Origin of the sequence: Citrobacter amalonaticus, from assembly GCF_001559075.2 — a bacterium.
Classification (GTDB): Bacteria; Pseudomonadota; Gammaproteobacteria; order Enterobacterales; family Enterobacteriaceae; genus Citrobacter_A; species Citrobacter_A amalonaticus_F.
This window is the reverse complement of record NZ_CP014015.2, coordinates 3,780,282-3,803,626: the sequence shown is the minus strand read 5'-3', so window position 1 is coordinate 3,803,626 and position 23,345 is coordinate 3,780,282. Positions and strand designations below refer to the sequence as shown.

General features: G+C 50.5%; 22 protein-coding genes, 1 pseudogene and 1 other annotated feature. Of the genes and pseudogenes, 16 read left to right on the top strand and 7 right to left on the bottom strand.

The genetic code is table 11. The features are described 5' to 3' along the window. Positions 1-10 precede the first annotated feature (10 nt). The 9 genes from adhP (at position 11) to AL479_RS18240 (ending at position 9,530) form a co-directional block, all read left to right on the top strand. Complete coding sequence (adhP, locus tag AL479_RS18280) at positions 11-1,048, top strand: alcohol dehydrogenase AdhP (RefSeq protein ID WP_061077094.1); 1,038 nt, start codon at positions 11-13, stop codon at positions 1,046-1,048. A 5-nt stretch (positions 1,049-1,053) separates the two neighbouring features. After that, positions 1,054-2,226, top strand: coding sequence for a mandelate racemase/muconate lactonizing enzyme family protein (locus AL479_RS18275; RefSeq protein ID WP_061077093.1), 1,173 nt, complete (start codon positions 1,054-1,056; stop codon positions 2,224-2,226). Then, positions 2,223-3,173 (top strand): aldo/keto reductase, encoded by a 951-nt coding sequence (locus AL479_RS18270; RefSeq protein WP_061077092.1) that lies wholly within the window; start codon positions 2,223-2,225, stop codon positions 3,171-3,173. The genes AL479_RS18275 and AL479_RS18270 overlap by 4 nt, the downstream gene beginning before the upstream one ends. Then, positions 3,170-4,033, top strand: a complete 864-nt coding sequence (locus tag AL479_RS18265; RefSeq protein WP_061077091.1) for an amidohydrolase family protein — start codon at positions 3,170-3,172, stop codon at positions 4,031-4,033. Before AL479_RS18270 ends, AL479_RS18265 begins: the two co-directional genes overlap by 4 nt. A gap of 69 nt (positions 4,034-4,102) precedes the next feature. Continuing rightward, a complete protein-coding gene (locus tag AL479_RS18260; RefSeq protein WP_200113120.1) occupies positions 4,103-5,407 on the top strand; it encodes an MFS transporter in 1,305 nt (434 codons plus the stop codon). 81 nt (positions 5,408-5,488) lie between these two features. Beyond that, on the top strand, positions 5,489-6,658 hold the full coding sequence (fucO, locus tag AL479_RS18255; protein ID WP_061077090.1) for a lactaldehyde reductase: 1,170 nt from the start codon (positions 5,489-5,491) through the stop codon (positions 6,656-6,658). Next, entirely contained in the window at positions 6,655-7,587 is a 933-nt protein-coding gene (locus tag AL479_RS18250; RefSeq protein ID WP_105291778.1) for a dihydrodipicolinate synthase family protein, read from the top strand. Before fucO ends, AL479_RS18250 begins: the two co-directional genes overlap by 4 nt. Before the next feature lies 1 nt (position 7,588). Further along, entirely contained in the window at positions 7,589-7,921 is a 333-nt protein-coding gene (locus tag AL479_RS18245; protein ID WP_192575237.1) for an L-rhamnose mutarotase, read from the top strand. Between the two features lie 88 nt (positions 7,922-8,009). Beyond that, positions 8,010-9,530 (top strand): carbohydrate porin, encoded by a 1,521-nt coding sequence (locus AL479_RS18240; protein ID WP_061078006.1) that lies wholly within the window; start codon positions 8,010-8,012, stop codon positions 9,528-9,530. Positions 9,531-9,593: 63 nt separating this feature from the next. On the opposite strand, the gene AL479_RS18235 is transcribed toward AL479_RS18240, so the two are convergent. After that, positions 9,594-10,454, bottom strand: a complete 861-nt coding sequence (locus AL479_RS18235; protein WP_061077089.1) for an AraC family transcriptional regulator — start codon at positions 10,452-10,454, stop codon at positions 9,594-9,596. Positions 10,455-10,967: 513 nt separating this feature from the next. Here AL479_RS18235 and AL479_RS18230 point away from each other — a divergent pair. Genes AL479_RS18230 through AL479_RS18215 form a run of 4 tightly spaced genes read left to right on the top strand, consistent with a single transcriptional unit; the run spans position 10,968 to position 15,239 of the window. Beyond that, the gene (locus AL479_RS18230; protein ID WP_061077088.1) at positions 10,968-12,473 is read left to right on the top strand and encodes a BglG family transcription antiterminator; all 1,506 of its coding nucleotides are present in this window, start codon (positions 10,968-10,970) and stop codon (positions 12,471-12,473) included. A 1-nt stretch (position 12,474) separates the two neighbouring features. Continuing rightward, positions 12,475-12,948 carry a PTS sugar transporter subunit IIA gene (locus AL479_RS18225; protein ID WP_061077087.1) on the top strand — a complete coding sequence of 158 codons (474 nt, stop codon included), beginning with the start codon at positions 12,475-12,477 and terminating at the stop codon, positions 12,946-12,948. A gap of 21 nt (positions 12,949-12,969) precedes the next feature. Next, positions 12,970-14,376, top strand: a complete 1,407-nt coding sequence (locus AL479_RS18220; RefSeq protein ID WP_061077086.1) for a PTS fructose transporter subunit IIC — start codon at positions 12,970-12,972, stop codon at positions 14,374-14,376. 2 nt (positions 14,377-14,378) lie between these two features. Beyond that, on the top strand, positions 14,379-15,239 hold the full coding sequence (locus tag AL479_RS18215; protein WP_061077085.1) for a ketose-bisphosphate aldolase: 861 nt from the start codon (positions 14,379-14,381) through the stop codon (positions 15,237-15,239). A 59-nt stretch (positions 15,240-15,298) separates the two neighbouring features. On the opposite strand, the gene AL479_RS18210 is transcribed toward AL479_RS18215, so the two are convergent. The 4 genes and pseudogenes from AL479_RS18210 to AL479_RS18195 form a co-directional block, all read right to left on the bottom strand. Then, positions 15,299-15,883, bottom strand: coding sequence for a hypothetical protein (locus AL479_RS18210; protein WP_061077084.1), 585 nt, complete (start codon positions 15,881-15,883; stop codon positions 15,299-15,301). Positions 15,884-16,560: 677 nt separating this feature from the next. Beyond that, positions 16,561-17,307: an SAM-dependent methyltransferase gene (locus AL479_RS18205; RefSeq protein ID WP_061077083.1), complete on the bottom strand. Its 747-nt coding sequence runs from the start codon at positions 17,305-17,307 to the stop codon at positions 16,561-16,563. A 55-nt stretch (positions 17,308-17,362) separates the two neighbouring features. After that, positions 17,363-17,910: pseudogene (locus AL479_RS18200) on the bottom strand (GNAT family N-acetyltransferase). Between the two features lie 10 nt (positions 17,911-17,920). Further along, positions 17,921-18,178 (bottom strand): YjhX family toxin, encoded by a 258-nt coding sequence (locus tag AL479_RS18195; protein WP_061077081.1) that lies wholly within the window; start codon positions 18,176-18,178, stop codon positions 17,921-17,923. 451 nt (positions 18,179-18,629) lie between these two features. On the opposite strand from AL479_RS18195, the gene AL479_RS18185 reads away from it, so the two are divergent. The 3 genes from AL479_RS18185 to AL479_RS18175 all read left to right on the top strand — a co-directional run bounded on the left by AL479_RS18185 (position 18,630) and on the right by AL479_RS18175 (position 21,044). Continuing rightward, complete coding sequence (locus AL479_RS18185; protein WP_061077080.1) at positions 18,630-19,193, top strand: DUF2975 domain-containing protein; 564 nt, start codon at positions 18,630-18,632, stop codon at positions 19,191-19,193. Positions 19,194-19,206: 13 nt separating this feature from the next. Then, positions 19,207-19,431 carry a helix-turn-helix domain-containing protein gene (locus AL479_RS18180; protein ID WP_061077079.1) on the top strand — a complete coding sequence of 75 codons (225 nt, stop codon included), beginning with the start codon at positions 19,207-19,209 and terminating at the stop codon, positions 19,429-19,431. A 332-nt stretch (positions 19,432-19,763) separates the two neighbouring features. Beyond that, positions 19,764-21,044, top strand: a complete 1,281-nt coding sequence (locus tag AL479_RS18175; RefSeq protein WP_192575236.1) for an aspartyl protease family protein — start codon at positions 19,764-19,766, stop codon at positions 21,042-21,044. A gap of 46 nt (positions 21,045-21,090) precedes the next feature. Here the strand turns inward: AL479_RS18175 and trpA are convergent, their stop codons facing one another. Both trpA and trpB read right to left on the bottom strand, forming a co-directional pair. Beyond that, on the bottom strand, positions 21,091-21,894 hold the full coding sequence (gene trpA / locus AL479_RS18170; protein WP_061077077.1) for a tryptophan synthase subunit alpha: 804 nt from the start codon (positions 21,892-21,894) through the stop codon (positions 21,091-21,093). Next, positions 21,894-23,087 carry a tryptophan synthase subunit beta gene (gene trpB, locus AL479_RS18165; protein ID WP_102602111.1) on the bottom strand — a complete coding sequence of 398 codons (1,194 nt, stop codon included), beginning with the start codon at positions 23,085-23,087 and terminating at the stop codon, positions 21,894-21,896. Before trpB ends, trpA begins: the two co-directional genes overlap by 1 nt. Positions 23,088-23,235: 148 nt before the next feature. Further along, positions 23,236-23,329, bottom strand: a sequence feature (Trp leader region). Between the last annotated feature and the right edge of the window lie 16 nt (positions 23,330-23,345).

The following is a 23,345-nucleotide window of genomic DNA, read 5'->3' as shown; positions in this document are numbered from 1 at the left end:
GGACAGGATGATGAAAGCAGCGGTAATCAGTCAGGCGCAGCCAGGCAAAGTGGAATTTCGCCAGCAGGCCGTGCGGGCGTTAGCCTCCGGTGAAGCGCTGGTCAACGTGGAATGTTGCGGCGTTTGCCACACCGATTTACATGTCGTGCAGGGTGATTTTGGCCCGGTGCCGGGGCGAATTCCTGGGCACGAAGGCATCGGGATTGTCAGCGCCATTGCCGACGACGTGACCAGCCTGAAGGTGGGCGATCGCGTCAGTATTGCCTGGTTTTATGAGGGCTGTGGCGTATGCGAATACTGTGTCAGCGGGCGGGAGACCTTCTGCCGCGACGTGAAAAATGCCGGTTACAGCGTCGATGGCGCGATGGCCGAACAGTGCATCGTCAAAGCGGATTACGCGGTAAAGGTCCCGGAAGGTCTTGATCCCCTGGTGGCCAGCAGCATTACCTGCGCGGGCGTAACAACCTACAAGGCAGCCCAGGTCTCCGGAGTCCGTCCGGGGCAGTGGCTGGCAATCTGGGGAGCAGGCGGTTTAGGCAATATGGCGATCCAGTTTGCCCGCAATGTGTTTAATGCCCGCGTGATCGCCATTGATATTCAGGATGACAAACTGGCACTGGCCAAAGCAAGCGGCGCGGACGTCACGCTTAACCCCAATAAAGAGGATGTTCCCGCCCGGATTCAGGCGTTAACGGGGGGCGGCGCGCACTCAGCAATTGTGGTGGCAGTCGCGCGTTCGGCCTTTAATCAGGCGGTTAACAGCGTCCGGGCCGGTGGCAAAGTCGTGTGCGTGGCCGTTCCTGCCGGTGAACTCTCGCTGAATATCGTCAAGACGGTGCTTGATGGCATCCAGATTGTCGGCAGCCTGGTGGGAACGCGTCAGGATCTGGCGGAAGCCTTCCAGCATGCGCTTGCCGGGCGCGTCCGTCCTGTCGTACAGCCCCGAAAACTGGAGGAGCTCAATGCCATTTTCAAGGAAATGGACGACGGCACAATCCAGGGAAGAATGGTGATTGATTTACGTACCGTGCAGCACACAGAGGAGTGAGACGGATGAAAATTACAGGCTGGCGTACGCTAACCACCTGGCATCACTGGGAAAGACCGATTGGTGATGTTAACGGCACCATCGAGTCCGGGGTGACCGAAGTGCCTGTTCTGATGCTGGAAACAGACGAAGGGATCACCGGGATTGGCCTCGGCGGGCATGCCGACATCGAACGTGTCTTCCCGGCGATTGAAGGTGAAGATCCCCGTGCGGTGACCGCACTTTACGATCGCATGCTGGCCTGGGTTTTCAAAAGTGGTCATGCCGGTAATACCTTCGGCGCCATCGGCGTTGTCGACATGGCGTTATGGGATCTGAAAGCGAAGTGCGCGGGAGAACCGCTCTGGCGGCAGCTTGGCGCCAGGCAGGGGTTCGTTCCTGGCTATGCGTCCGGACTGGATTACCCGCTCTCACTGGATGCGCTGGTCGCATTGCATCAACGTTTTGCCGATCGGGGATTCAGCGCATTCAAACTCAAAGGTGGGCTGGACGTTGAGCAGGACCGGGAACGCTTTGCGGCGGTCAGAGAGGTTTATCTGCGTAACACCCCTTCGCCGGTCATGATGCTGGATGTCAATGAGTCAATGAACAGCAAACAGGCTGTCCGCTATATCAATCGTTTACAGGAAACACTGGATCTGAGCTGGATTGAGGAACCTGTAAGACGCTGGGATGCCGCCGGTCACGCCGCGATTCGCCAGCAGGTAACCTGCGCGGTGGCGACAGGAGAAAACCTGACGGGTATAGAGCAGTACCTGCCGTTGCTGAACGCGCAGGCGGTCGATGTGCTACAGGCGGGAATGTGTTGGGGGATTACCCATTTCCTGCGCGTGGCGAATCTGGCGCAGGCGTTTAACCTGCCGGTCAGCCCCGTCGGCTACAACGCCAACCCCGTTGCCCACGCCGCCGCCTCGGTCGTCAATCATCTGAGTTGTGAAGTGCAGGACCTGAATTTCCCGTTGGGTCTCCAGGTGGATCAACGAATAGAAAATGGCGGCATCCTGTTGGGCGATGAACCCGGACTCGGTATTTCCATTGATGAAACGGCAATTCAGTCACAGCACGATAAGGGGAGCTGGACGATTGCCCAGGGCCCCCATGTCAGACCGGAACGCGCCGGGCTAAGGCTGACACTCCAGTCACCACAACCCGAACAATCAACAAGGACTACAAAATGAAAACCGTACCGCTGGGCCACACAGGAATTCAGGTCCCCGTTCTCGCGATGGGAGCCGCATCGCTGGGTAGCATTTATCATCCGGTGTCTCAACAGCAAGCCAATGAGACTGTTGCCACCGCGCTCAGTCATGGCGTGAACTACTTTGATGTTGCCCCCTACTACGGGCTCACGAAAGCCGAAACGGCATTAGGTGTCGCGCTTAAAGGCGTTCGTCGTGAAAGTTACACCCTCGCGACCAAGGTCGGCCGCTATGGCGACAACCTCTGGGACTTCTCGCGCGAAGCCACCTTACGCAGTGTGGAAGAGAGCCTCACTCGCCTGGGCTGTGATTACATCGATGTCATTCAGTGTCACGACATTGAATACGGAGAGATGTCGCAACTGCTGGATGAAGCGCTGCCGACGCTTCGTGAACTCAAGGACAGCGGCGTGGTCCGCCACGTCGGTATCACCGGCTACGACCTGCCGCTACTCGAACGTGTCGCCTGCGAGCAGAAAGTCGATACGGTCATGGCCTATTGCACATGGACTTTACAGGACCGACGACTGGGCGCCGTAGCGCAGCGGTTGAACAAAGCAGGTATTGGCGTCCTCAATGCGTCCCCACTCTCAATGGGACTGCTGACCCGTTCAGGTGCGCCGGACTGGCATCCGGCCCACGACGATGTCCAGCGCGTATGTCGCCACGTGTCTGAACTGTGCGACAGCGTCGGCGTGAACATCGCGCAGGTTGCCCTGCAGTTTGCTCTGACGACCGCCGCTGAGCATGGTATTGCGTCCACCGTCATTGGGACCGCCAGCGCCGATAACATGCTTGATAACGTCCGCTGGTCTGAGCAACCGCTCGATCCTGAACTGCTGGACAACATTAACGCCCTGATGGCGCCAGTACTGAACATCGGCTGGGATGTGTTGCCAGGTAACGGCGGGAAGGCGCAGAAATGAAAACGCTCGACAGTCATCTTCATCTCTGGGATCCGGGATTATTGCGCTATGACTGGCTCCGCGACCTGCCAGCGCTAAACCGGGCTTTTTTACCGCAGGAGCTTGCCCGGCATGCCGGAGCGCCGGATGCGGCAATTGTGGTTCAGGCCGACTGCGCGGCTGAACAGGCCATTAAAGAAGTGAACTGGCTGAATCAACTGGCTGATGACAGTCCGATTGCCATAGCAGGCATTGTCGCCTGGGCGCCCCTGGAATGTGGTAACGCCGTCATTCCTTATCTGCGCCAGTTACGACAGCTTCCGCGCGTGGTGGGTATTCGCCGTTCCCTACAGAACGAAGCGCGGGAATGGTTTTACAGCGCAGATTACCGTGCCGGTTTGCTGGCGGCAGTAGAAGAAGGTTTTGTCATTGATATGTGCGTCAGGGCTGCACAACTGCCTGCCCTTTACGACCTGATGACATGGCTCTACGAACGGGCACCGGAGGCTTGCGTGGTCCTCGACCACATAGGCAAACCGGCCATCGTCCGCCACGAATGGCAAGAATGGGTGGAGGGAATTAAACAGTTGGCAACCTTCCCCAACCTCGTCTGCAAACTCTCGGGACTGCCGACGGAGGCCGACTGGGAAAACGGGCAACCGGAACATCTGAAGCCCTGGATACAACAGGCCATCACTACATTTGGCGCACAACGCTGCTTATTTGGCGGTGACTGGCCGGTTGTCGAACTGGCCGGAGGCTATACCCGCTGGAGGAATTGCGTGACCGACGCCATTACCTCTCTGTCGCCGGAGGAAATAAACGCAATCATGGCTGATAACGCCAGGAATATATACCTGAAAAAAGCCAGGAAAGGTTAAAAAAGTCAAATTTACACTGATGTCGTTTATTTCATTTTACCCTACTGTATAAAATTTGAGGAAATAAGCATGTCTGATAATATCAACACATTGCCATCCGGGAAGGCTGCCGATAAGCACCAAACCGACTCTCCCGAAGGCAATATCATGGTCACCGGGAAAAAGAAAAATATTCTTCTGGCTTCCCTGTTCACTAATTTCTTTGTTCTGCTGGCCTTGTATTGTGGTGTTATTTCCGTTCTTTTGCCGAACCATGTCGCGCAAATCGACCCGGCAAATAAAGCCAATAACCTGGCGATTGTCATGACCACGGCCCTGTTGTTTACCATTTTCGCGCAACCCATTGCCGGGGCATTATCCGATCGATGCCGTTCAACCTGGGGCCGCAGATCGCCTTTCATTGTTGGTGGCGCGTTAATTGGCGGACTGGCGATTTTCGGCATCTCAATGATGACAACCATCGCCGGAATTGCGGTTTTCTGGCTGATGGCATCGGTTTCGCTGAACTGTATGAATGGGCCGCTCGCCACCGTCGTGGCGGATAGATTCTTACCAGAAAACAGAGGGATAGCCTCAGGCTTCGTCGGTGCTGGTTCGACAGCGGGCGGGACCGTCGGTATCATCCTCGCCGGATATCTGGCCTGGAATCTCCAGTTAGGCTACCTCGTGTTTGCTCTGGCGATCGCTGCCTGCTGTCTCGCCTTTGTGTTGATCAACCGTGAACCGTCGACGCGAGATCTACCGGTAGAGCCCTTCAAATGGGGAACGTTTTTCAAAAACTTCTGGGTCAGTCCACGTCAGTATCCCGATTTCGGTTGGGCATTCTTTGGCCGCTTTGCGATGTATCTGGGCTATCAGGGCGTGGTCACCTATCAACTGTATATCCTTCAGGATTTCATTGGGCTAAGTGTTGAGGAGTCCAACTACGCCATCGGTACGATCTCGGTCATCACGCTGGTCACCTTGCTCTTTTCCGGTCTGGTATCCGGTGTCATCTCCGATAAACTGCAGCGGCGTAAGATTTTCGTTTTTCTCTCCACAATTCTGATGGCGGCTGGCCTCTGTATTCCTCTGCTTATGCCAACGCTGACCGGTATGTATATTTATGCCGCGATTATGGGATTGGGTTACGGGGCATATACCTCCATTGATATGGCACTCATGACTCAGGTATTACCTGGTGGCGGTAAACAAGCAGGTAAAGATATGGGGATCCTGACTATCGCGACGGTATTACCACAATCATTTAGCCCTATATTATCGGCCTGGTTATTAGCGACATTCAATAATGATTATTCATCATTATTTATTGCCGCCATTATTTTTGTCTTTGCTTCATCATTCTTTGTATTACCGATTAAATCGGTTAAATAAAAAATAACGGTTCGCAGGCGAGACCACACTCGGCAACGGGTGGGTGGGCCCTCGCCTGTCCGCAACAAGAGGGACGCTATAATGACGCAACGTATGATATTAAATGAAACCTCCTGGTTTGGGCGAGGTTGCCGCAGCCAGTTAATACATGAACTCACCCGACGGGGTTTTAGCCGGGCGCTAATCGTCACCGACAGCGGCCTGGTCAAATGCGGGATTGTCGGGAAAATTACCACCCAGCTTGATGAGGCCGGTTTTGCCTGGACATTGTTCGACCGTGTTGTCCCGAACCCCGGTATAACCGTAGTGCAGGAAGGCGTTGCCAAATTTCGCGCCAGCGGCGCTGACGTGCTCATCGCCATCGGCGGCGGATCGCCTCAGGACACCTGCAAAGCTATCGGGATCATCATTAATAACCCTGAGTTTGAGGATGTTCGCAGTCTGGAAGGGTTCGCTGAAACGACTCGTCCCTGCGTGCCTGTTATTGCCCTTCCCACTACGGCGGGAACCGCGGCAGAAGTCACCATTAATTATGTGATTACCGACGAAGAGCAGCAGCGGAAATTTGTCTGCATCGATCCGCATGACATTCCACAGGTCGCCCTTGTGGATGCGGATTTAATGGATGCCATGCCAGGTTCGCTCAAAGCGTCCACCGGCATTGATGCCCTGACTCATGCCATTGAGGGTTATATCACGCGCGGCGCCTGGGAATTACCGGATGCGCTTCATCTTAAAGCCATTGAAATGATTGCCAAATCGCTACGCAGCGCGGTTGCTGGCGATGCACAAGCAATGGAAAAAATGGCGCTTGCGCAATATATCGCCGGTATGGGCTTTTCCAATGTGGGTCTCGGCCTCGTCCATGGCATGGCGCATCCGCTGGGCGCGTTTTACAACACGCCGCACGGTGTGGCCAATGCCATCCTGCTGCCCGGGATCATGGCATGGAATGCGGCCTACACCGGAGAAAAATACCGCGACATCGCACTGGCAATGACCATTCCCGACGCCGTCACGTTACCGCTGGAACAGGTACGACAGGCTGTTGTCGATGCGGTCTGTCAACTCAATCGTGATGTTGGGATCCCCGCATCACTGCGTGAGATTGGGATGAATCAGGACGATATCCCGCAACTGGCGCTGGCCGCGTTTAACGATGTCTGTACCGGCGGAAACCCACGCCAGGCCACGGTCGAGGATATCGCCGCACTCTATCAGCAGGCTTTTAACGGAGCGAACGTACAATGACACAACAGATAACCCCACCCTTGTTCAGCGGGGTGATTCCTCCCGTCCCAACGCTCTTCACCGCCGAGGGCGAATTCGACGAAACGGCGCAGGCGACGCTAATCGAACATCTGATCAATTCCCCTGTCGACGGGCTTTTTTTCCTCGGCAGCGCCGGGGAGTTTGCCCATATGTCGCGCGAGATGCGCCAGGACGTCGCTGCTTTTTGCACTCGCCAGGTTGCCGGCCGAAAACCCGTGCTAATCGGTATTGCCAGTTGCGGAACACAGGAGACGATTGAAGCCGGTCTTCATGCGCAACGCCTCGGCGCGGATGGTGTGGTCGTCGTGAACCCCTGGTATAACCCGCTCAGTGAAAGCAACCTGCTTCAGTACTTCAAAAAAGTGTCTGAGGCGCTGTCTGTGCCGATCATTTTGTACAATTTTCCCGCGCTGACCGGGCAGTCTATACCGGTATCGATTATCAAAGCCCTTGCCGTCGACTGTCCCAATGTTGTGGGTTTGAAAGATACGGTAGATACGCTTTCCCATATCAGGGAGACGCTCCATGCAGTAAAACCCGTACGTCCCGATTTTGCTGTCTTCGCCGGCTATGATGAATATCTGCTTGGCACATTAATCCTCGGGGGAGATGGCTGTATTCCTGCCAGCGCTAATTTTGCGCCGCAACTCACCTGTGGGATCCGCGATGCCTGGCATGCGCAGGATTATTCCCGTGCCGTGGAACTGCAACAGTCGCTGTCATGGATCCCTCCCCTCTACGGGTTGGATCTGCCCTTTTATAATGCCGTGAAATATGCGTTACAGCTTATTGGCCTGGACATTTCTGTCCATTCATTACCCCCCGCGTCGCCACTGACCGTAGAAATGGAAATAGAAATTGAAAATATCCTACAGCGCGCGGGTGTAATTAATAAGGAGCGTCAGTAATATGAAAAAGATTCGTCGTTTTGGCTGCGTGGTTAAAGTCCGCCCCGAAAAACTGGAATATTATAAGGAGCTTCACGCAAATCCCTGGCCTGAAGTCAATGCCATGATTAAGGAATGTAATCTGCGTAACTTTTCCATTTATTATAAAAATGGGCTGCTGTTTAGTTATCTGGAATATACCGGTGATGACTATGAAGCCGACCAACAAAAAATGGCGGCACACCTCAAAACACAAGAGTGGTGGCGGGAAACTTCACCCTGTCAAATGCCGCTGGAGGGGGAACCCGAAGGCACGCTATGGGTAGAAATGGAAGAAGTATACCACCTCGACTAATACAAAAATAATAATACTGATTCTCTGCGCTTTCTGAAAGCGCAGAATTCCCTGTATCTTAATAATGATAGAAACCTCCGAGAATAATATGAAAATTACCTCTATGACCTGTATCAGCCTCGGTTTAATTCATCTTTTCACCATCCCGTACGCTTATTCTTCGCAAAATTTAAATATAGAAGAACGGCTGTCCCAACTGGAATTGCGTTTGCAAAAAGCTGAAAGCCGGGCCGCACTGGCCGAACAACAAAATGCCCAACTGGTTAGTCAATTAAAGCAGACGGAACAAGAATCACAGCAGGCGATAAAAACGGTGGAGGGCCTGGAAGCCCGCACCCAACGAATTGAAAAAATAACCCCCGATGAAGATGACTATTTTGAGCTGCATGGTTATGCGCGTGCCGGCATGATGACCAATCATAATGCCCGCCACACTCAGGGCGGTCCGTTTATGACGCCTGCCGGACAAACGGGCGGTGCGATCGGCCGTCTGGGTAACGAACCGGATACGTATGTTGAAGTCTATCTGGAGAAGAAAAAGCGGCTGGAGAACGGCGCAACAACCCGATTTATGACAATGATTGCCGATCAGCAAAAAAGCTATAACGACTGGACGGCAGATTCCAGCACGCTGAACGTAAGCCAGGCCTTTGCTGAAATCGCCTCGCTTCCAAGTTTTACGGGTCCCTTCAAGGATACGACGCTATGGGCCGGTAAGCGTGTGGATCGCGACAACTTTGAAATCCCCTGGCTGGATTCCAAATTCGTCGCGCTCAACGGCACGGGTGGCGGTATTTATGACATCCGCTGGACTGATAACATCCGCAGTAACTTCTCCTTCATTGGTCGTAGTTTTGGCGATGTGGACGTCGTCAACAATGACGTTCAAAACTATGTTCTGACAGCCAACAACTATTTTGGCCCGGTGCAATTGTTCATCAGTGGGATGCAGGCAAAAGACAATGAAGCGCGTGAGACCTTAAGCGGATATAAAGTCTTCAATGCGGCGAACAAAGGCTACACCGCGCTGTTAGGGTATCAGGGTGACAGTTTTTATGGCCTGACCCAGGGTGAAACGCGCAGCGTGATCTCATGGGGACAGGGTCTTGGCGCAGAAGTGAAGAACATTGGTACCGATCCGGCGTTACTGTCTGATGCAAAAACGTTACGTCTGGCCAGTTATGGCATCGTCAATCTTGCGCCTGACTGGGACTTTGCGCCTTCGCTGTTAGCCCAGCAAAGTGCCGATCGCTATGTGAAAAGCGATGATTATCGCTGGATAACCCTGAACGGACGACTGATGCAGAACATCACGCAAAACTTCGCGCTGGGGTACGAAGCCACCTGGCAATATATGGATCTCGATCCCAATGGCTATCAGCAATACCAGAAGGTGAGCGGGAATTTTTACAAGCTGACCTTTGCACCGACGTTCCGGCCTGACGATATTTCGCCCTTTTTTACCCGTCCTGAATTACGCGTTTTTGCAACGTGGATGAACTGGGATAGCGATCTGGATAAATACAGCCCAAATGACACCTTTGGTCAGAAAGGTTTCACTTCAGGCGGTGAGTGGACATTTGGCGTTCAGATGGAAACCTTCTTCTGATGCCGGGCGAACGGTTCTACTGCGGTAAAACCGTTCGCTTTTCTGAAACGGACTGAACGCTGCTTACAGTGATTTTTCCCGTCGGCGGAATTCACTGGGTGAAACGCCGACCGCCCGATGGAACTCACGCGAAAAATGCAGTTGATCCTGATAACCTACCTGACTGGCGATGCTTCCGATTGTGGCATCCGTTTCGACTAGCAGTCGGCGCGCCTGAGACAGGCGGTAATTTTTCAACCATCGCAGCGGGCTTTGATTAAACGTCTCCTGAAAGAGACGAAAAAGCTGGGATTTACTCACCTGGCAATAGAGCATAAATTTATCAATATCCCACTCGTCGTTATAGTGACTGTGAATTTGATAAATCAGGCGGCCTAATCCGCGATGCGTGATCACCGGTGAAACTTCATTCTCATGACTGCGACTTTCCAGAAGAGTATAAATTAATTTCGAGCACAACAGATCGCAATGGGCATCCGCGACCAGAGTATGGCTTTTCATCAGACCAAATAACTGATGGTAAATATCGGTTATTTCATCTGGCGATTCGAACTCAAATACGGGTTGGTGAAGGACGTTAAGAAAATTCATAATATTGTCCATCTTCGAACCGTCAATTCTTAACCACAATATCTCCCAGGGGTCGGCGCTGTCTGGAAAATGTTCATGCGGCATCCTGACAGGGAGCCAGACCAGACTTCCCTCCCTCACTTCGTATTTTTTATTCTCCAGGCAAATAACGCCTTTCCCCTTGAGACAGAAAATAAGTTCATGTCCCACGACAGACTGACGCTGGATATGGAAATTCGCTCCGGTCAATATATGACCAGCTCGTAATACCCGATAATTTACCAGTGTAGAAAAATCTTCTGATTCCCGATACCAGTTTTCAATGACCTGTGTTCGCTGCGGCAGTGAACTCATATGCCATACTCCGAAAGGGTTGGTACATTTTAGACTAATTAATCCATTGTAAGATAACAAGAGGAAATGATGGCCAGAGGTGATTTAATTCTTTGACTCAGTTCACAAGATTAAGTAACGATAATATTATATCGTTAACTCAGCATTTCCTCTCTTAAAAAAAGGACATTACACGCCTGCCATCCGTCATCATAAAAAAAGAGCGGATAAAATCATTAATTTGGTTTAGGAAGCATTTATATTTATCGTCTTTTTGTAAATAATTCTGCAAGATGAATTAACAAAAGGATCATTATTCTCATATCGCTCGCTTATTCTGCCACGTTTTTATCGTCTTCTTTTCGCTTAAGGACGGTTTCTTACAAATGTCTGCGTATAATGACGCCTCTACCCTGTTATCTGCTGTTCATTATGATGGTTTACATACGTTCATCTCCTGGTATTTTCCTCTGTCATTCGAATCGCTATAACTAACATCAGTAAAGCCCCCACTTATCATCGAAGGAGCGGTTAATGAAAGTGCTAAGCAAAAGACAAATATCACTGGTCAACCGTTTAGCTCATGAGAATGGGTGGCTGACCACCGCGCAAGCCGCGAAGATACTCAATATTTCTGTCAGTACGCTCAGACGAGACGTCGAAGCCATTAATCTTTTTTTCGCCGATAAAGATAGCGTCATACTCAGTCGCCCCGGTTTAGGCCTGAAACTTGATGCGCATGATATCGTCTCGCTCCCCGCGACCTCCGGTGATGAGCATGTTGTGAACATACTAAAAAGTAAAAGACTGGTCGGTATTGCGACCGATTTACTGACACATTCACCCTCACCGCTGTCCATCAGTTTTTTATCAGAAAAATACTTCATCAGTCGTTCTTCTATTGTGGAAGATTTAAACAAGATAGAGCGCTGGGTCGCATGCTTTGCTCTGCTGATGATAAAAAACCGTACGGGAACATTTATTGAAGGCACGGATTATGATATTCGCATGGCCCTCAAGGAGATCATTACCCATAGTGTTTTATGCAACTATCAAATGACGGACAGCAGAATCGACAGATTCTCCCGGGTGCAATTGATCAATGAATTTGGCCAGGACAGCGTCTCCAACTGTATCAATCTCATCACCTATATAGAGGATGAATTAGGGTGTGCCATTAGCGAACCCTATTACACCAATCTTTTCTCACATTTGCTGGTCACGATCCGACGAATGGAGAAGAGAAATAACCGCCCACCTAATGACCCGGTACAGGCACATAATAGTAAAGAATGGCTTATTGCTGAAAAAGCCATCATCTGGCTTGAGCAAAAATATGCCTTCACCTTCCCGGCAATTGAGGTGAACTATATCTATCAATATCTTGTTTCATCCGGGAAACATCCCGAGCATACTGTACCATCAGCCAGAGGGCTGCACGACAAAGAAGCGCTGGATTATGCAATCCAGCTCACCAGCCTACTCTCTCAGTCGCTAAAATGTGATTTGATCTCTGACCAGACATTACTGAACTCGCTGGTGATGCATATTAAACCGATGCTAAATCGCCTGTCTTTTAGGATCATCATCCATAACCCATTACTGGACGAAATAAAGAAAGAGCTTTCACCCGTCTTTGTTGCGGTCAGAGACGCGACTCTGACGATGAATAAGAACAGTAAACACGATCCCCCGTCTGAAGATGAGGTTGCCTATTTAACCGTGTACATTCAGGCTGCCATAGAAAAGGTAAAAGAAAATAAGAAAATTATTCTTGTCTGTTCAAGCGGCGTAGGAACATCTCAACTTCTCTATAGTCGGATTACTAAAGCATTTCCTGACTGGGAGATTATCGATATTGTTCCTGGAAGCAGACTGAAAAAAACACTGGCTGAGAAACAATGTGACTTAATCATTTCAACCATACGGATAGAGGAAATGATGATTCCTGTAGCCTATGTTTCCGCGCTGTTTTCAGCCAAAGACATTATTCGGGTGACGGAAACCTTATTCGCCGAACGCCATATCCAGGAGAAATAGCATGTTAGATAAAATAGTGATCAGCGATCTGTTAAGTAAAGCCTGCGTTATTACTGACATGCAGGCGACAAGCAAAATAGATGTCATTGAGCAATTGACTCAGTCACTTTGCGATGAAGGCATTATTGATAATAAACAAGGGTTTATTAACGATGTCCTTGCGCGAGAATCCCTGGGGTCGACCGGTTTTGAAAATCAGATAGCCATTCCACATGGGAAGTCCCGATGGGTGAGTGAAACAAGAATAGCCGTTGCCAAACTGCAGGATACGGTCGATTGGGAAACAATGGACAGTTCCGATGTAAAACTGGTTATTCTTTTTGCGGTAAAAGAGGCAGACAGCGGAGCTGGACATATCAAAGTTCTGGCTCGTATATCTATAGCATTAGGGGATGATGATGTTGTTGAGAAATTACTTAATGCCAGTTCGCAAGAGGAACTCTACCGGTTAATTATTAATAATACCGGAGAGTAGTTTCTTCACAAGGAGAATAAAATGAAAATAATTGCGATTACCGCCTGTCCAACAGGCGTTGCACATACTTACCTTGCAGAAGCCAATCTTAAAAAGAACGCCCTTAAAAAGGGTATCCCTATCCTTGTCGAAACGCAGGGTGCTGTTGAAAGTGAATATATTTTTACCGATGACGATATCCGCCAGGCCGATATTGTTTTAATTGCTGCGGATAAGGTCATCGACCTTAGCCGCTTTCATAACAAAAACATTATTCGGGTTTCAGTGACGCGCGCCGCGAAAGATGCCGCAGGCTTACTGGATGAGATTATCTCCGGGGAATTACAGCCTGAGCGACACCTTGAATCCGGGACTGAGCAGGAACCGTCCAAAGCCGATAAAGATAAATCGCTTATTTCTCAGATTTATATTCATCTGATCACCGGCGTTAATCTGATGATCCCGTTCGTTGTTGCGGGCGGCATTCTCATCGCACTGAGCTTCTCATTTGGTATTACGGCAGCAACGCCCGGCGATGCCAACTTCAGCCCACTGGCAAAAATGCTGTCGGATATCGGAGGCGGTGCCGCCTTTGCCCTGATGCTCCCAATCCTCTCGCTCGGGATCAGTAAATCGATCAGCGGCAATATGGGGATCGTATCCGGCGCAGTAGGCGGCATGATGGCCATACAAACCGGGTCAGGTTTCCTGGGGGCTTTGCTGGCAGGTTTTTTAGCCGGGTACGTCACACTGGTTATTGTTAAATACATTAACCTCCCCAAATCCGTCGCAGGCCTTAAGCCTATTTTGATCGTGCCATTGTTGAGCGTGTTTATTACCGGCGCACTGATGGTGCTGGTTATTGGCGAACCGATTAAGTTTCTTCTCGACTCGCTGACATCGTTCCTCGAAAACCTCGGCAATACCAATGCCGCAATTATGGGACTGCTAATTGGCATGATGGTGGCCTTCGATATGGGCGGGCCACTTAACAAGACCGTCTGCATGTTTGCCATTGGCCTAATGTCGACAGGTATCTATGAGCCTATTGCTGCCTGCATGGCGGCAGGTATGGTCCCGCCATTGGGCATTGCGCTGGCCACCACGTTATTCGGTCGCAAATTTACCTGTCAAGAAAGAGACACCGGGAAAGTGACCTATGTTCTCGGGCTGTCCTTTATCACCGAAGGCGCCATTCCCTATGCCGTTGCCGATCCGCTCCGCGTTATTCCCGCCATCGTCGCGGGATCCGGGTTGGCTGGCGCACTCTCTATGGCGTTGGGATGTGCGTCGAGAGCGCCACACGGCGGCGTTTTCGTGATGTTCATTCCCAATGTGATTACCCATGTTGTGGCCTATGTCGTTGCTATCGCCGCTGGTGCGTTACTGACCGCCATTATTCTGCGTTTTATTAAGAAAGATTGCCCTGAAACTGTACAGGAGATGTAACCATGCTTATGAATATGAAAGATCTGTTAGCCGTCGCTCAACAACATAAATTCGGTGTCGGGGCTTTTAATATCGCTTCAGCTGAATTCGCCAGAGTGGTTATCGACGTTGCAGAAAAACTGCGCTCTCCGGTTATTCTTGAAGTGCATCCGGACGAACATGATTTCACCGGTGATGAATTTATTTACTATCTTCAGGAACTGGCCATTAAAGCAATGGTGCCGGTGGTCATTCACCTTGATCATGGACAGACCCTTGAGCAGATTATGCGGGCGATACGGACCGGCTATACCTCGGTGATGATCGACGCGTCGGCCCTCCCGCTGGAGGAAAATATCGCCATCACCCGTCGTGTGACCGAAGTGGCGCACGCTGCGGGTATTTCCGTCGAAGCCGAACTGGGGACTATCGGTGTGGCACAGGGCAGCGGCGAGGGAGGCCATGCTGAAATACTGTATACCGATCCCCAACAAGCCGAGCAATTTGTTAACGAGACGGGGGTCGATACGCTGGCGGTGGCGATTGGCACATCACACGGTTTATATCCGGCAGGAAAACAACCAAAACTGGATATCGAACGGCTGAAAGCCATTAAACAACGCTTAAGCATCCCGCTGGTTCTCCACGGGGGGTCGGGAAATAAAGATGAGGAAGTCGCAGAATCCATCCAATACGGTGTCGGCAAAATCAACATTTCCAGCGACATGAAGAAAGCCTTCTTCGTTGCCCTGGAAGACGAGCTGAAGTCAGGCAGTCACGAACCTAATGCCTTATTTATCAAGCCAATGGAATCTGCGAAAGCTATCGTGGTTCACAAGATGAATTTATTCTCATCTATCGGCAAAGCCGCACTTTACCGTTAAAAGACCAGCACATTACCCGCAAAAAGGGAATCCGTAAGGATTCCCTTCCCTGTTACGTTTCAGTGTCCGTTGATCGTTTCATTCATTTCTGAACCTGGTGGAAAATCCGCCGCGGAAAGAACAATATTCAGGCCTCGGGGCCGGAATGTTGTTGAATGAATCAGCATATATTTATACCAGCGAAAAAATAACCGCTTATCCCTTACGTTTATACGTTCAAGAATACTGTACAACCTTGAGTATATCGACTTCTGGCTCAACCCCAGATATTGCGAAGCGTCAGCATAGGTATCCAGACAAACAATCGCATTGAGCGTGTGTTTATCAGCCCGATTCATCTTCGCCATAAACTGGCAGAACTCACACGTCTGAACGCCACTGTTATCCTGCGCATCCCAAAGTTTTTCAATAATCAGATTAATAGAATCACAATAATTTATATGTTGCTTCAGGAACAAATTGTCTTGTTTGTCTGAAATACTTACTAATGTATATTCAGCAACTATGGCGCAACAGCATCGTGTTTGTACCCACATTGCAGGAAGAAAGCAGAATGGTTTCCGATCTGTCGGCCTCGCTGCCAGATTTTTTATTTCACTCAGCGCAAGAGCGATCAGTGGAGAAATTTTATCATCGACAACCACGTTATCCCTCCTTGTGTCGCTATTCGCAAATATACACTTAACTTAAAAAAAACTGCCAAATGATATAACTGTTCAATCCAATACATCATGATAGGAAACAACTATCACTATTCTTAATTTTATCGACAAACTAGATCAGATTATTAACAATAATAGACATATATACATAAATATCAATCGGATACAAAAACCAACAAACAATGCAATTCAATAATAAAACCAACAAAAAAGAAACAATAAATTAACTTTTTTACATGTAATATTATTGAAAAACCAGGATTATTTAATCACTGCTTAGGAAAATAAATAAATCACCACATCAATCTTAGGAATTATCAAAAATACATTTTAAGAATCTTCTGAAAAGAGAGAATAATCCTACAAAAACAAGGATGGAATAATGTTAATTATCAATAAAAATTAGTTAACTTAATTGGAAACAGGCCTCCACTTTTTTGGGATTATTAAAAAATTATTATAGCCACGTCACAAAAACAATCCATTTGTATTGTTTTAACGATTAATTGCTGACGAGTCTGACCTGACATCGTGATGGGACGGAAAGGAAGAACGCTTCGGGTGGATAATTAGTTAATACGGGTCGTCGCTTTTCACCACGACGCTTCTCTTCTGGGGAGAATACGGCATAGCCCTCAGGCTATACCGTATGACTTACTTTATCGTGCGATTAACGCAAACACGCCCCAACCGAAGTATTCCCGGGCGTATGTGACGTGGCGTTTAGGCGCTATCGTCAACTCCGCACGGACCTCATCGGCAAAATCATCCTCTGCATTAGCCTCTAACCAACGGCGCATCGTCAGCCATTTCGCTGCTTCATATCGGTCCCAGCCCTCCTGGTCCGCCAGTACCATTTCCACAACGTCATAGCCGAGTTCGTCGAAAGAAGCGACGAGCCCAGGAAGGGTAAGAAAATCAGCCTTCGACGAAACACCACAGGCCTGGGCGATCTCTTCCGTCGCGGGAATCTGACGCCACCAGGGTTCACCGATCAGTATCATTCCGCCAGGCTTGAGGCTTTTTGCCAACAGCTCGACACTGCCGGCAAAGCCACCAGCAATCCAGGTCGCGCCAACACAGGCCGCCACGTCGCATTTTTCGTCCGTGACGTAACCCGCCGCGTCGTTATGAATAAAATGGACGCGTTCGCTGACGCCGAGCTCTTCAGCACGCTGTTTTGCCTGCGCGGTGAAGAGCTGGCTCATGTCGATACCGGTACCGTTAATGCCGTGATCGCGCGCCCAGGTGCAGAGCATCTCACCTGAACCACTGCCGAGATCAAGAATGCGCGCCCCCGGCTTCATGCGTAACACCCGGCCCAATGTGGCGTACTTTTCCGGCGTGAACGGGTTATGAATGCGATGTTCGCTTTCGCTAATCGTAAAAATACGTGGGATATCCATTAGTTAATTCCTTTCATTGCGTTGTGAATAAGAGAGCGTTCAGTCTGATTGCTATTCACGCCAGTGCTCCGGTTTCATTAAGGCCTGCGCACATTGAATGTCGCCGACACGATCAAGGGGTTGTGCAGAGAGGGACTGCATCATCCAGCAGGCCTTATGTTCCTCCGCAATGGGGTAAGGTGCGGGATAGCCTTTGTCTCCTGCGCAGGGTTCGAATCCATGTCGCGGATAGTAAGTGGCATGGCCGAGAACAAAAACGCACTGACATCCCATCGACCGTAAGTGTTCTAAACCGGTACGAATCAATAATCCGCCCACGCCCTTCCCCTGGTATTCAGGTATGACCGCCAGAGGAGCCAGGATATGCATCAGCGGCGAATGCATTTCTCCTTTGAAGGTCGCCCGGGTAAACAGGATATGCCCGACGGCTGTACCTGCCTGTCTGGCCAGCAACGATAGCGTTGGGCGCGCGGTGTCGTCCTCGAGCAAAGAAGCCACCAGGCAGGCCTCTTTACTGTAGCCAAAGGCGCGGGTTTCGACTTCCCGGATGTCGTTGGCATCACTTTCATCGGTGATATGAAAAGTGAAGTTGCGTGTTGTCATAACACTCTCCTTAGCGGTTATCTGGCTGAGCACGAACGTTGTTCAGCCCGGTGGTATTAATGCGGTACGGCTGACCATTAACGGATTTGATCAGCTTTTTGGTTTTGAGTTTTTTGAAGACGGCGAGTGTACAGTCGGTGAGCAGCAGCCCTTCGCGGCTGTAGCATTCAACGGCAGTGACGCGGCCTGACGCATCGCGGACGTGCGTAATACGTCCACCTTTGGCGAGAACGTGTAAGGTACGTTGTTCCTGACGGGATAAATTCATACTGGAAAACCTGTTTAATCATCATGTGCAAAACGTGCAAACACACAGCGGTGTCCGCATTCGATTTCGGCGCATTGATAATCAGTCCGGCCTGGAAAGGTCGGGGAAACTGATTATCAGATGATTACATTCTCCAGCATCAAAGCCTCGGGTTGAGTTGAAAGGTATTTACGGTGTGAATGGTAACACGTAATGTCAGCAGGGGTATGTGCAGGTCGGAAAAATGTGATCGCCGTCCAAAACGCGATCCCACCCACAGTTATTGCAGCACCTTTACGTCACCCACCGTCCTTCTGGCGGATAAAAGAGAATGAATGCTAACCCATTGACATATAATGATTATTTTTTATTTTCTTGATTTTTATTAAAGTAAAACAATAAAAAATTATTGTTTAACTTTAATTTTGTGTATTGTTTGCACTATCACGTAATGCTGACTCACAGAGGTTTTATGTCCACTGATGCACTGGCGCAACTCAGCCAAAGAATGGTCACGTTCACCATGATGCTGTTGATTGCTATCGTTTTGCTAAATTCGGTTACCCTGTTTTTTCCCGCCTTATCATTCTCGAATGAGTTCTACGGGATAACGCTGTCTCTCACTGACCAGCGGCTCTCTGCGCTCAATATCAACCTGCAGACGCTGCCATGGTGGCAGGCTGCGGGTGCCGGGGTCATCAGCCTGTTGGTTATGGCTCCACTTTGTTACTGCCTGTATCAGCTACGATCGCTGTTTCAGGCTTATGCCCGGCGGCACTATTTTTCCGCTCGTTCGGCACAGCATATGAGCAGAGTCGGCGCCTCACTGGGGGTCTGGACGGTGATGACCCTGCTTGCGGATCCGGTGACCAGTTACTGGTTGACGATGCTTCACCCTGCGGGGGAGCGTGAAATATTGATCGGGTTTGAGCTCCATCATGTCGTCTGGTTTTTTATTGCGCTGTGCGTGATGGCAGTGGCTAAAATACTGGAAAAGGCGAGTGCTCTTTACGAAGAAAATAAACTGTTCCTTTGAGGCGGTAACTGTTATGGCAATCATTGTTAAACTGGATGTGTTACTGGCCGCAAGAAAAGTTAAATCAAAGGAACTTGCTGATGCGATTGGAATTACAGAGCAGAATCTGTCGTTAATAAAGCAAGGGAAAATTAAAGGCTTTCGATTTTCTACTCTTGATGCCTTGTGCAAATATCTTGATTGTCAACCAGGCGATCTGTTCAGTTTTATTCCCGTTAAAGAGGACAACGGAGATTAATCGCCCGATTCAGTCCTGATATTGCATTTCTGCCAGTCTGAATAAACACCGCGGCTTGCGGCGGTGTTTGCTATTGGAAAAAAACCGTGCCGCCCTACCCTGGTTTCGATTTCTGATGATGACAATACAGGTTTACGACCTGCATAACTAAATGATTATTATAGCTGAAAGGAGCATCAATTATGTTTATACGGATAATAGCCACCTCCATTGCCCTCTGTTCTGTCTCTTTTATTCCCTTAGCCATGGGGGAAACTGAGAATATATCTCAAGGCGTGAGAACGCCGGAGAATATGGCTGATGAGCGACTAAATCGCGCGGATTATCGGGATATGATCGCTTCCAGAACGACTCGTCTTGCCGGACACCCCACGAACAACGCCCTGCGCTGGGATATTGCGCAGGATGAACGGGTGACAGGCAATCTCGATAAAGCCGAGGAGTATCTAAAACCTTTATTCGATGACCCACTGTACAAGGACGAGGCGACCTATACGCAGGGTGTGATTCGTTATTTGCAGGGCGATTATGCGCAGGCGGAAACGCTTTTCCGCAAGGCCTCAAAGGATCTGAGAAGTCAGGTTCGACTGCTTTACGTCTATTACCAGACGGGCCAGTATGCGAAAGCGAAAACGTTGTTCGACGATACACAACGGAAATCACTCAGTGAGAATGACCGCGCCCTCCTGAGTTTAATGAATTCCTATGGCAGTGACCAACCTTACCGTCCCGTGTGGAAAGCTGAGCAATCGGTATTGCCCTTTATCTCCATGAATCATCTACCGGTGGTCTCCGTCACGGTGAACGGGCAACCTGTGAATGTCTTCATCGATACCGGCGCCGATTTATTTGTGCTCAACGCCGCAATGGCAAAGAAACTGAATCTCGAATTGCAGGCCAGTTTCACGGGAACGTATGCCGGAGGAAAGACGGCGGAAACCCATTATTCACGACTGCAATCATTAGATTTGGGAGAGGTCACGTTGCATGACGTACCTATTGATATTGCAGAGTTCCCGGATTCATGGGTTTTTACGGATGAAAAAACAGGTGAAAAAATTGAAGTCAACGGTATTTTATCCACCGGTGTATTTCACCAGTTCCTCACTTCGCTGGATTATCCGCAACGCCAACTGGTGCTGATGCCCAGAAATAAAGAGAGTCAACGCAAAGTCGCCGCCGACGGTGGTACTCACGTTCCCTTTATCCTGGAGGGAACGCATTTCATGATTGTCAAAGGCGCAGTTAATGGTAAGGAGGATATGACCTTTTTCCTGGATTCCGGTCTCGACGATCCAGATGCCGCGATTTTGCTGCAGAAAGAAGCATTGAATTACGCCGGGGTGAAATTGCAGGATGGGGATCACGCGATTCCAGATAACGACCAGGGGGGACTGGGTGGTGGCGGGTTTGCCGTAACCCGTCTGCCCATCGACAGTATCTCGGTTGGCACATTAAATCAGAAGGGTTCAACAGGGCTTTACGGTGTATTACCAGAAGAACTCTACTTTACCGAATCCGGCATGATTCTCGACGGCTTTATCAGTCACCAGTTTTTAAAACACTATAAATGGACCATCGATTTTGACGCAATGGTGATGACATTCCAGTAACGGGATAGCCTGCCGATACGGGCAGGCTATGTCAGCTGCCTTACCGCTAACGCGTTGCCGCTTTCATGCTCATCACAAATGCGTTTAACTCAGCCAGCATCGTTTCCTCATTATCACTATTTTTCTCAATGATCTTGACGATGGCAGAGCCTGAAATGGCCCCCGTCGCACCGGCGCCGATTGCATCCGCCACCTGATCGGGGGTGGATACACCAAACCCCTGTAGTGTTGGGGGAGCCTGGTACGTGTTCAGTGTGGCGACCAGATGCTGCAGCGGTTTTGCGGCCTGCCGTTCGGTCCCCGTGACCCCGGCACGGGAAAGCAGATAGGTATAGCCGCGACCGTGGAGGGCTATCTGCTGGAGCAGTTGATCTTCGGCATTCGGGGGACAGATAAAAATGGGCGCCACGTGATGATGCATCGCGGCCTGACGGAACGGCGCCGACTCTTCGAAAGGCACATCAGCTACCAGCACCGAATCCACCCCGATACGCGCGCATTCGGCATAGAACGCCTCAATACCACGGTTGAAAACCAGATTGGCATACACCAACAGCCCTATCGGGATCGTCGGATGTTTCTGGCGAATCGTCGCCAGCATCTCAAAACACAGGGTCGGCGTAACGTCGGCAGCAAATGCCCGCAGCGCAGCATTCTGAATCGTCGGCCCATCGGCCAGCGGATCCGAAAAGGGGATCCCCAGTTCCAGTGCATCGGCCCCTGCCGCAATCAGAGTATCGATAATTCGCAGCGACTGCGCCGGGCCCGGATCGCCGATCATGACAAAGGGAACAAAAGCGCCTTCTCCACGGGTTTTCAGCTCAGTAAACAGGGTGTTATAGCGTTCCATCACATTTCTCCTCGTGCGTGCAGAATATCGTGTACGGTAAAAATATCCTTGTCTCCCCGACCTGAGAGGTTAACCACCAGCAACTGCTCTTTGTCAGGATTTTCACGCATCATTCTCAGGGCGTGGGCCAGCGCGTGTGAGGATTCCAGCGCCGGAATAATGCCCTCTTCCCGGCTGAGGATCTTAAAGGCCTCCAGCGCTTCATCATCAGTAACGGAAACATAATCGGCGCGCCCGATGCTGTTCAGGTATGCATGCTGTGGCCCGACGGAGGGGAAATCCAGCCCCGCCGAAATGGAACAGGACTCAATGATTTGCCCCTCATCCGTCTGCATCATCGGTGATTTCATGCCGAAATAGATGCCCACGCGACCGTGCTTTAACGGTGCGCCATGCTCGCCCGTTTCAATGCCATGACCGGCTGGTTCCACGCCGATCAGCCCGACGCGCGGCTCATCAATAAAGTCAGCAAACATGCCAATCGCGTTCGAACCGCCGCCGACACAGGCGATCACCGCATCCGGTAGACGGCCTTCTTTTTCCAGAATCTGTACCCGGGTTTCTTCCCCTATCATGCGCTGGAACTCACGCACGATGGTCGGGAATGGATGAGGCCCCGCCGCCGTGCCCAGCATGAAATGCGCCGTTTCATAGCTGCCAGACCAGTCGCGGAGCGCCTCGTTAGAGGCATCTTTCAGGGTAGCCGAACCACTGTGCACCGGGATGACCTCTGCGCCCATCAGACGCATGCGAAAGACGTTTGGCGACTGACGCTCGATGTCCTTCGCGCCCATGTAAATGCGGCATTTCAGGCCAAGCAGCGCACTGGCGAGGGCGGACGCTACGCCGTGCTGCCCGGCCCCGGTTTCAGCAATAATTTCCGTCTTCCCCATTCGCTTTGCCAGCAATGCCTGACCCAGCACCTGGTTGGTTTTGTGCGCCCCGCCGTGGAGCAGATCTTCACGTTTGAGATACAGCGTCGTGCGGGTTCCTCGGGTGAGATTGCGACACAGCGTCAGCGCGGTAGGGCGTCCTGCATAGTTTTTCAGCAGGTCAGTAAACTCGGCCTGAAAAGCCGGATCGTTCTGTGCGTTAACAAAGGCGTCTTCAAGCTGTAGCAGGGCGGGCATGAGGATTTGCGGAACATACATCCCGCCAAATTCGCCGAAGCGAGGGTTGAGTATCGTGCTCATTGTGGCTCCTTAATAACTGCGCAGTGCCTGAATAACCGGGCCTTTTCCCTGGTCTGGACTCTGCACGTGAAGTGAATTCAGTGACTGCGCAGCACTGGCTGGCTGCATTCTCGCGGTAAGACGCTCCGCGTATGACAAAAATTTGGGCAAAAAAAAGCCCGCTCATGGCGGGCCGGGTATCGGTGTGCAGACTGCAGACGTGACGATACTGCCCGTTAACGGGAAGTGCGCCACCAGCTGTGCTGAGTCATCATTGAA

Bases quoted from the DNA above. Each gene is read 5' to 3' on its own strand.
- adhP (WP_061077094.1), top strand. From the start codon at position 11: ATGAAAGCAGCGGTAATCAGTCAGGCGCAGCCAGGCAAAGTGGAATTT.
- AL479_RS18275 (WP_061077093.1), top strand. From the start codon at position 1,054: ATGAAAATTACAGGCTGGCGTACGCTAACCACCTGGCATCACTGGGAA.
- AL479_RS18270 (WP_061077092.1), top strand. From the start codon at position 2,223: ATGAAAACCGTACCGCTGGGCCACACAGGAATTCAGGTCCCCGTTCTC.
- AL479_RS18265 (WP_061077091.1), top strand. From the start codon at position 3,170: ATGAAAACGCTCGACAGTCATCTTCATCTCTGGGATCCGGGATTATTG.
- AL479_RS18260 (WP_200113120.1), top strand. From the start codon at position 4,103: ATGTCTGATAATATCAACACATTGCCATCCGGGAAGGCTGCCGATAAG.
- fucO (WP_061077090.1), top strand. From the start codon at position 5,489: ATGACGCAACGTATGATATTAAATGAAACCTCCTGGTTTGGGCGAGGT.
- AL479_RS18250 (WP_105291778.1), top strand. From the start codon at position 6,655: ATGACACAACAGATAACCCCACCCTTGTTCAGCGGGGTGATTCCTCCC.
- AL479_RS18245 (WP_192575237.1), top strand. From the start codon at position 7,589: ATGAAAAAGATTCGTCGTTTTGGCTGCGTGGTTAAAGTCCGCCCCGAA.
- AL479_RS18240 (WP_061078006.1), top strand. From the start codon at position 8,010: ATGAAAATTACCTCTATGACCTGTATCAGCCTCGGTTTAATTCATCTT.
- AL479_RS18235 (WP_061077089.1), bottom strand. From the start codon at position 10,454: ATGAGTTCACTGCCGCAGCGAACACAGGTCATTGAAAACTGGTATCGG.
- AL479_RS18230 (WP_061077088.1), top strand. From the start codon at position 10,968: ATGAAAGTGCTAAGCAAAAGACAAATATCACTGGTCAACCGTTTAGCT.
- AL479_RS18225 (WP_061077087.1), top strand. From the start codon at position 12,475: ATGTTAGATAAAATAGTGATCAGCGATCTGTTAAGTAAAGCCTGCGTT.
- AL479_RS18220 (WP_061077086.1), top strand. From the start codon at position 12,970: ATGAAAATAATTGCGATTACCGCCTGTCCAACAGGCGTTGCACATACT.
- AL479_RS18215 (WP_061077085.1), top strand. From the start codon at position 14,379: ATGCTTATGAATATGAAAGATCTGTTAGCCGTCGCTCAACAACATAAA.
- AL479_RS18205 (WP_061077083.1), bottom strand. From the start codon at position 17,307: ATGGATATCCCACGTATTTTTACGATTAGCGAAAGCGAACATCGCATT.
- AL479_RS18195 (WP_061077081.1), bottom strand. From the start codon at position 18,178: ATGAATTTATCCCGTCAGGAACAACGTACCTTACACGTTCTCGCCAAA.
- AL479_RS18185 (WP_061077080.1), top strand. From the start codon at position 18,630: ATGTCCACTGATGCACTGGCGCAACTCAGCCAAAGAATGGTCACGTTC.
- AL479_RS18180 (WP_061077079.1), top strand. From the start codon at position 19,207: ATGGCAATCATTGTTAAACTGGATGTGTTACTGGCCGCAAGAAAAGTT.
- AL479_RS18175 (WP_192575236.1), top strand. From the start codon at position 19,764: ATGATCGCTTCCAGAACGACTCGTCTTGCCGGACACCCCACGAACAAC.
- trpA (WP_061077077.1), bottom strand. From the start codon at position 21,894: ATGGAACGCTATAACACCCTGTTTACTGAGCTGAAAACCCGTGGAGAA.
- trpB (WP_102602111.1), bottom strand. From the start codon at position 23,087: ATGAGCACGATACTCAACCCTCGCTTCGGCGAATTTGGCGGGATGTAT.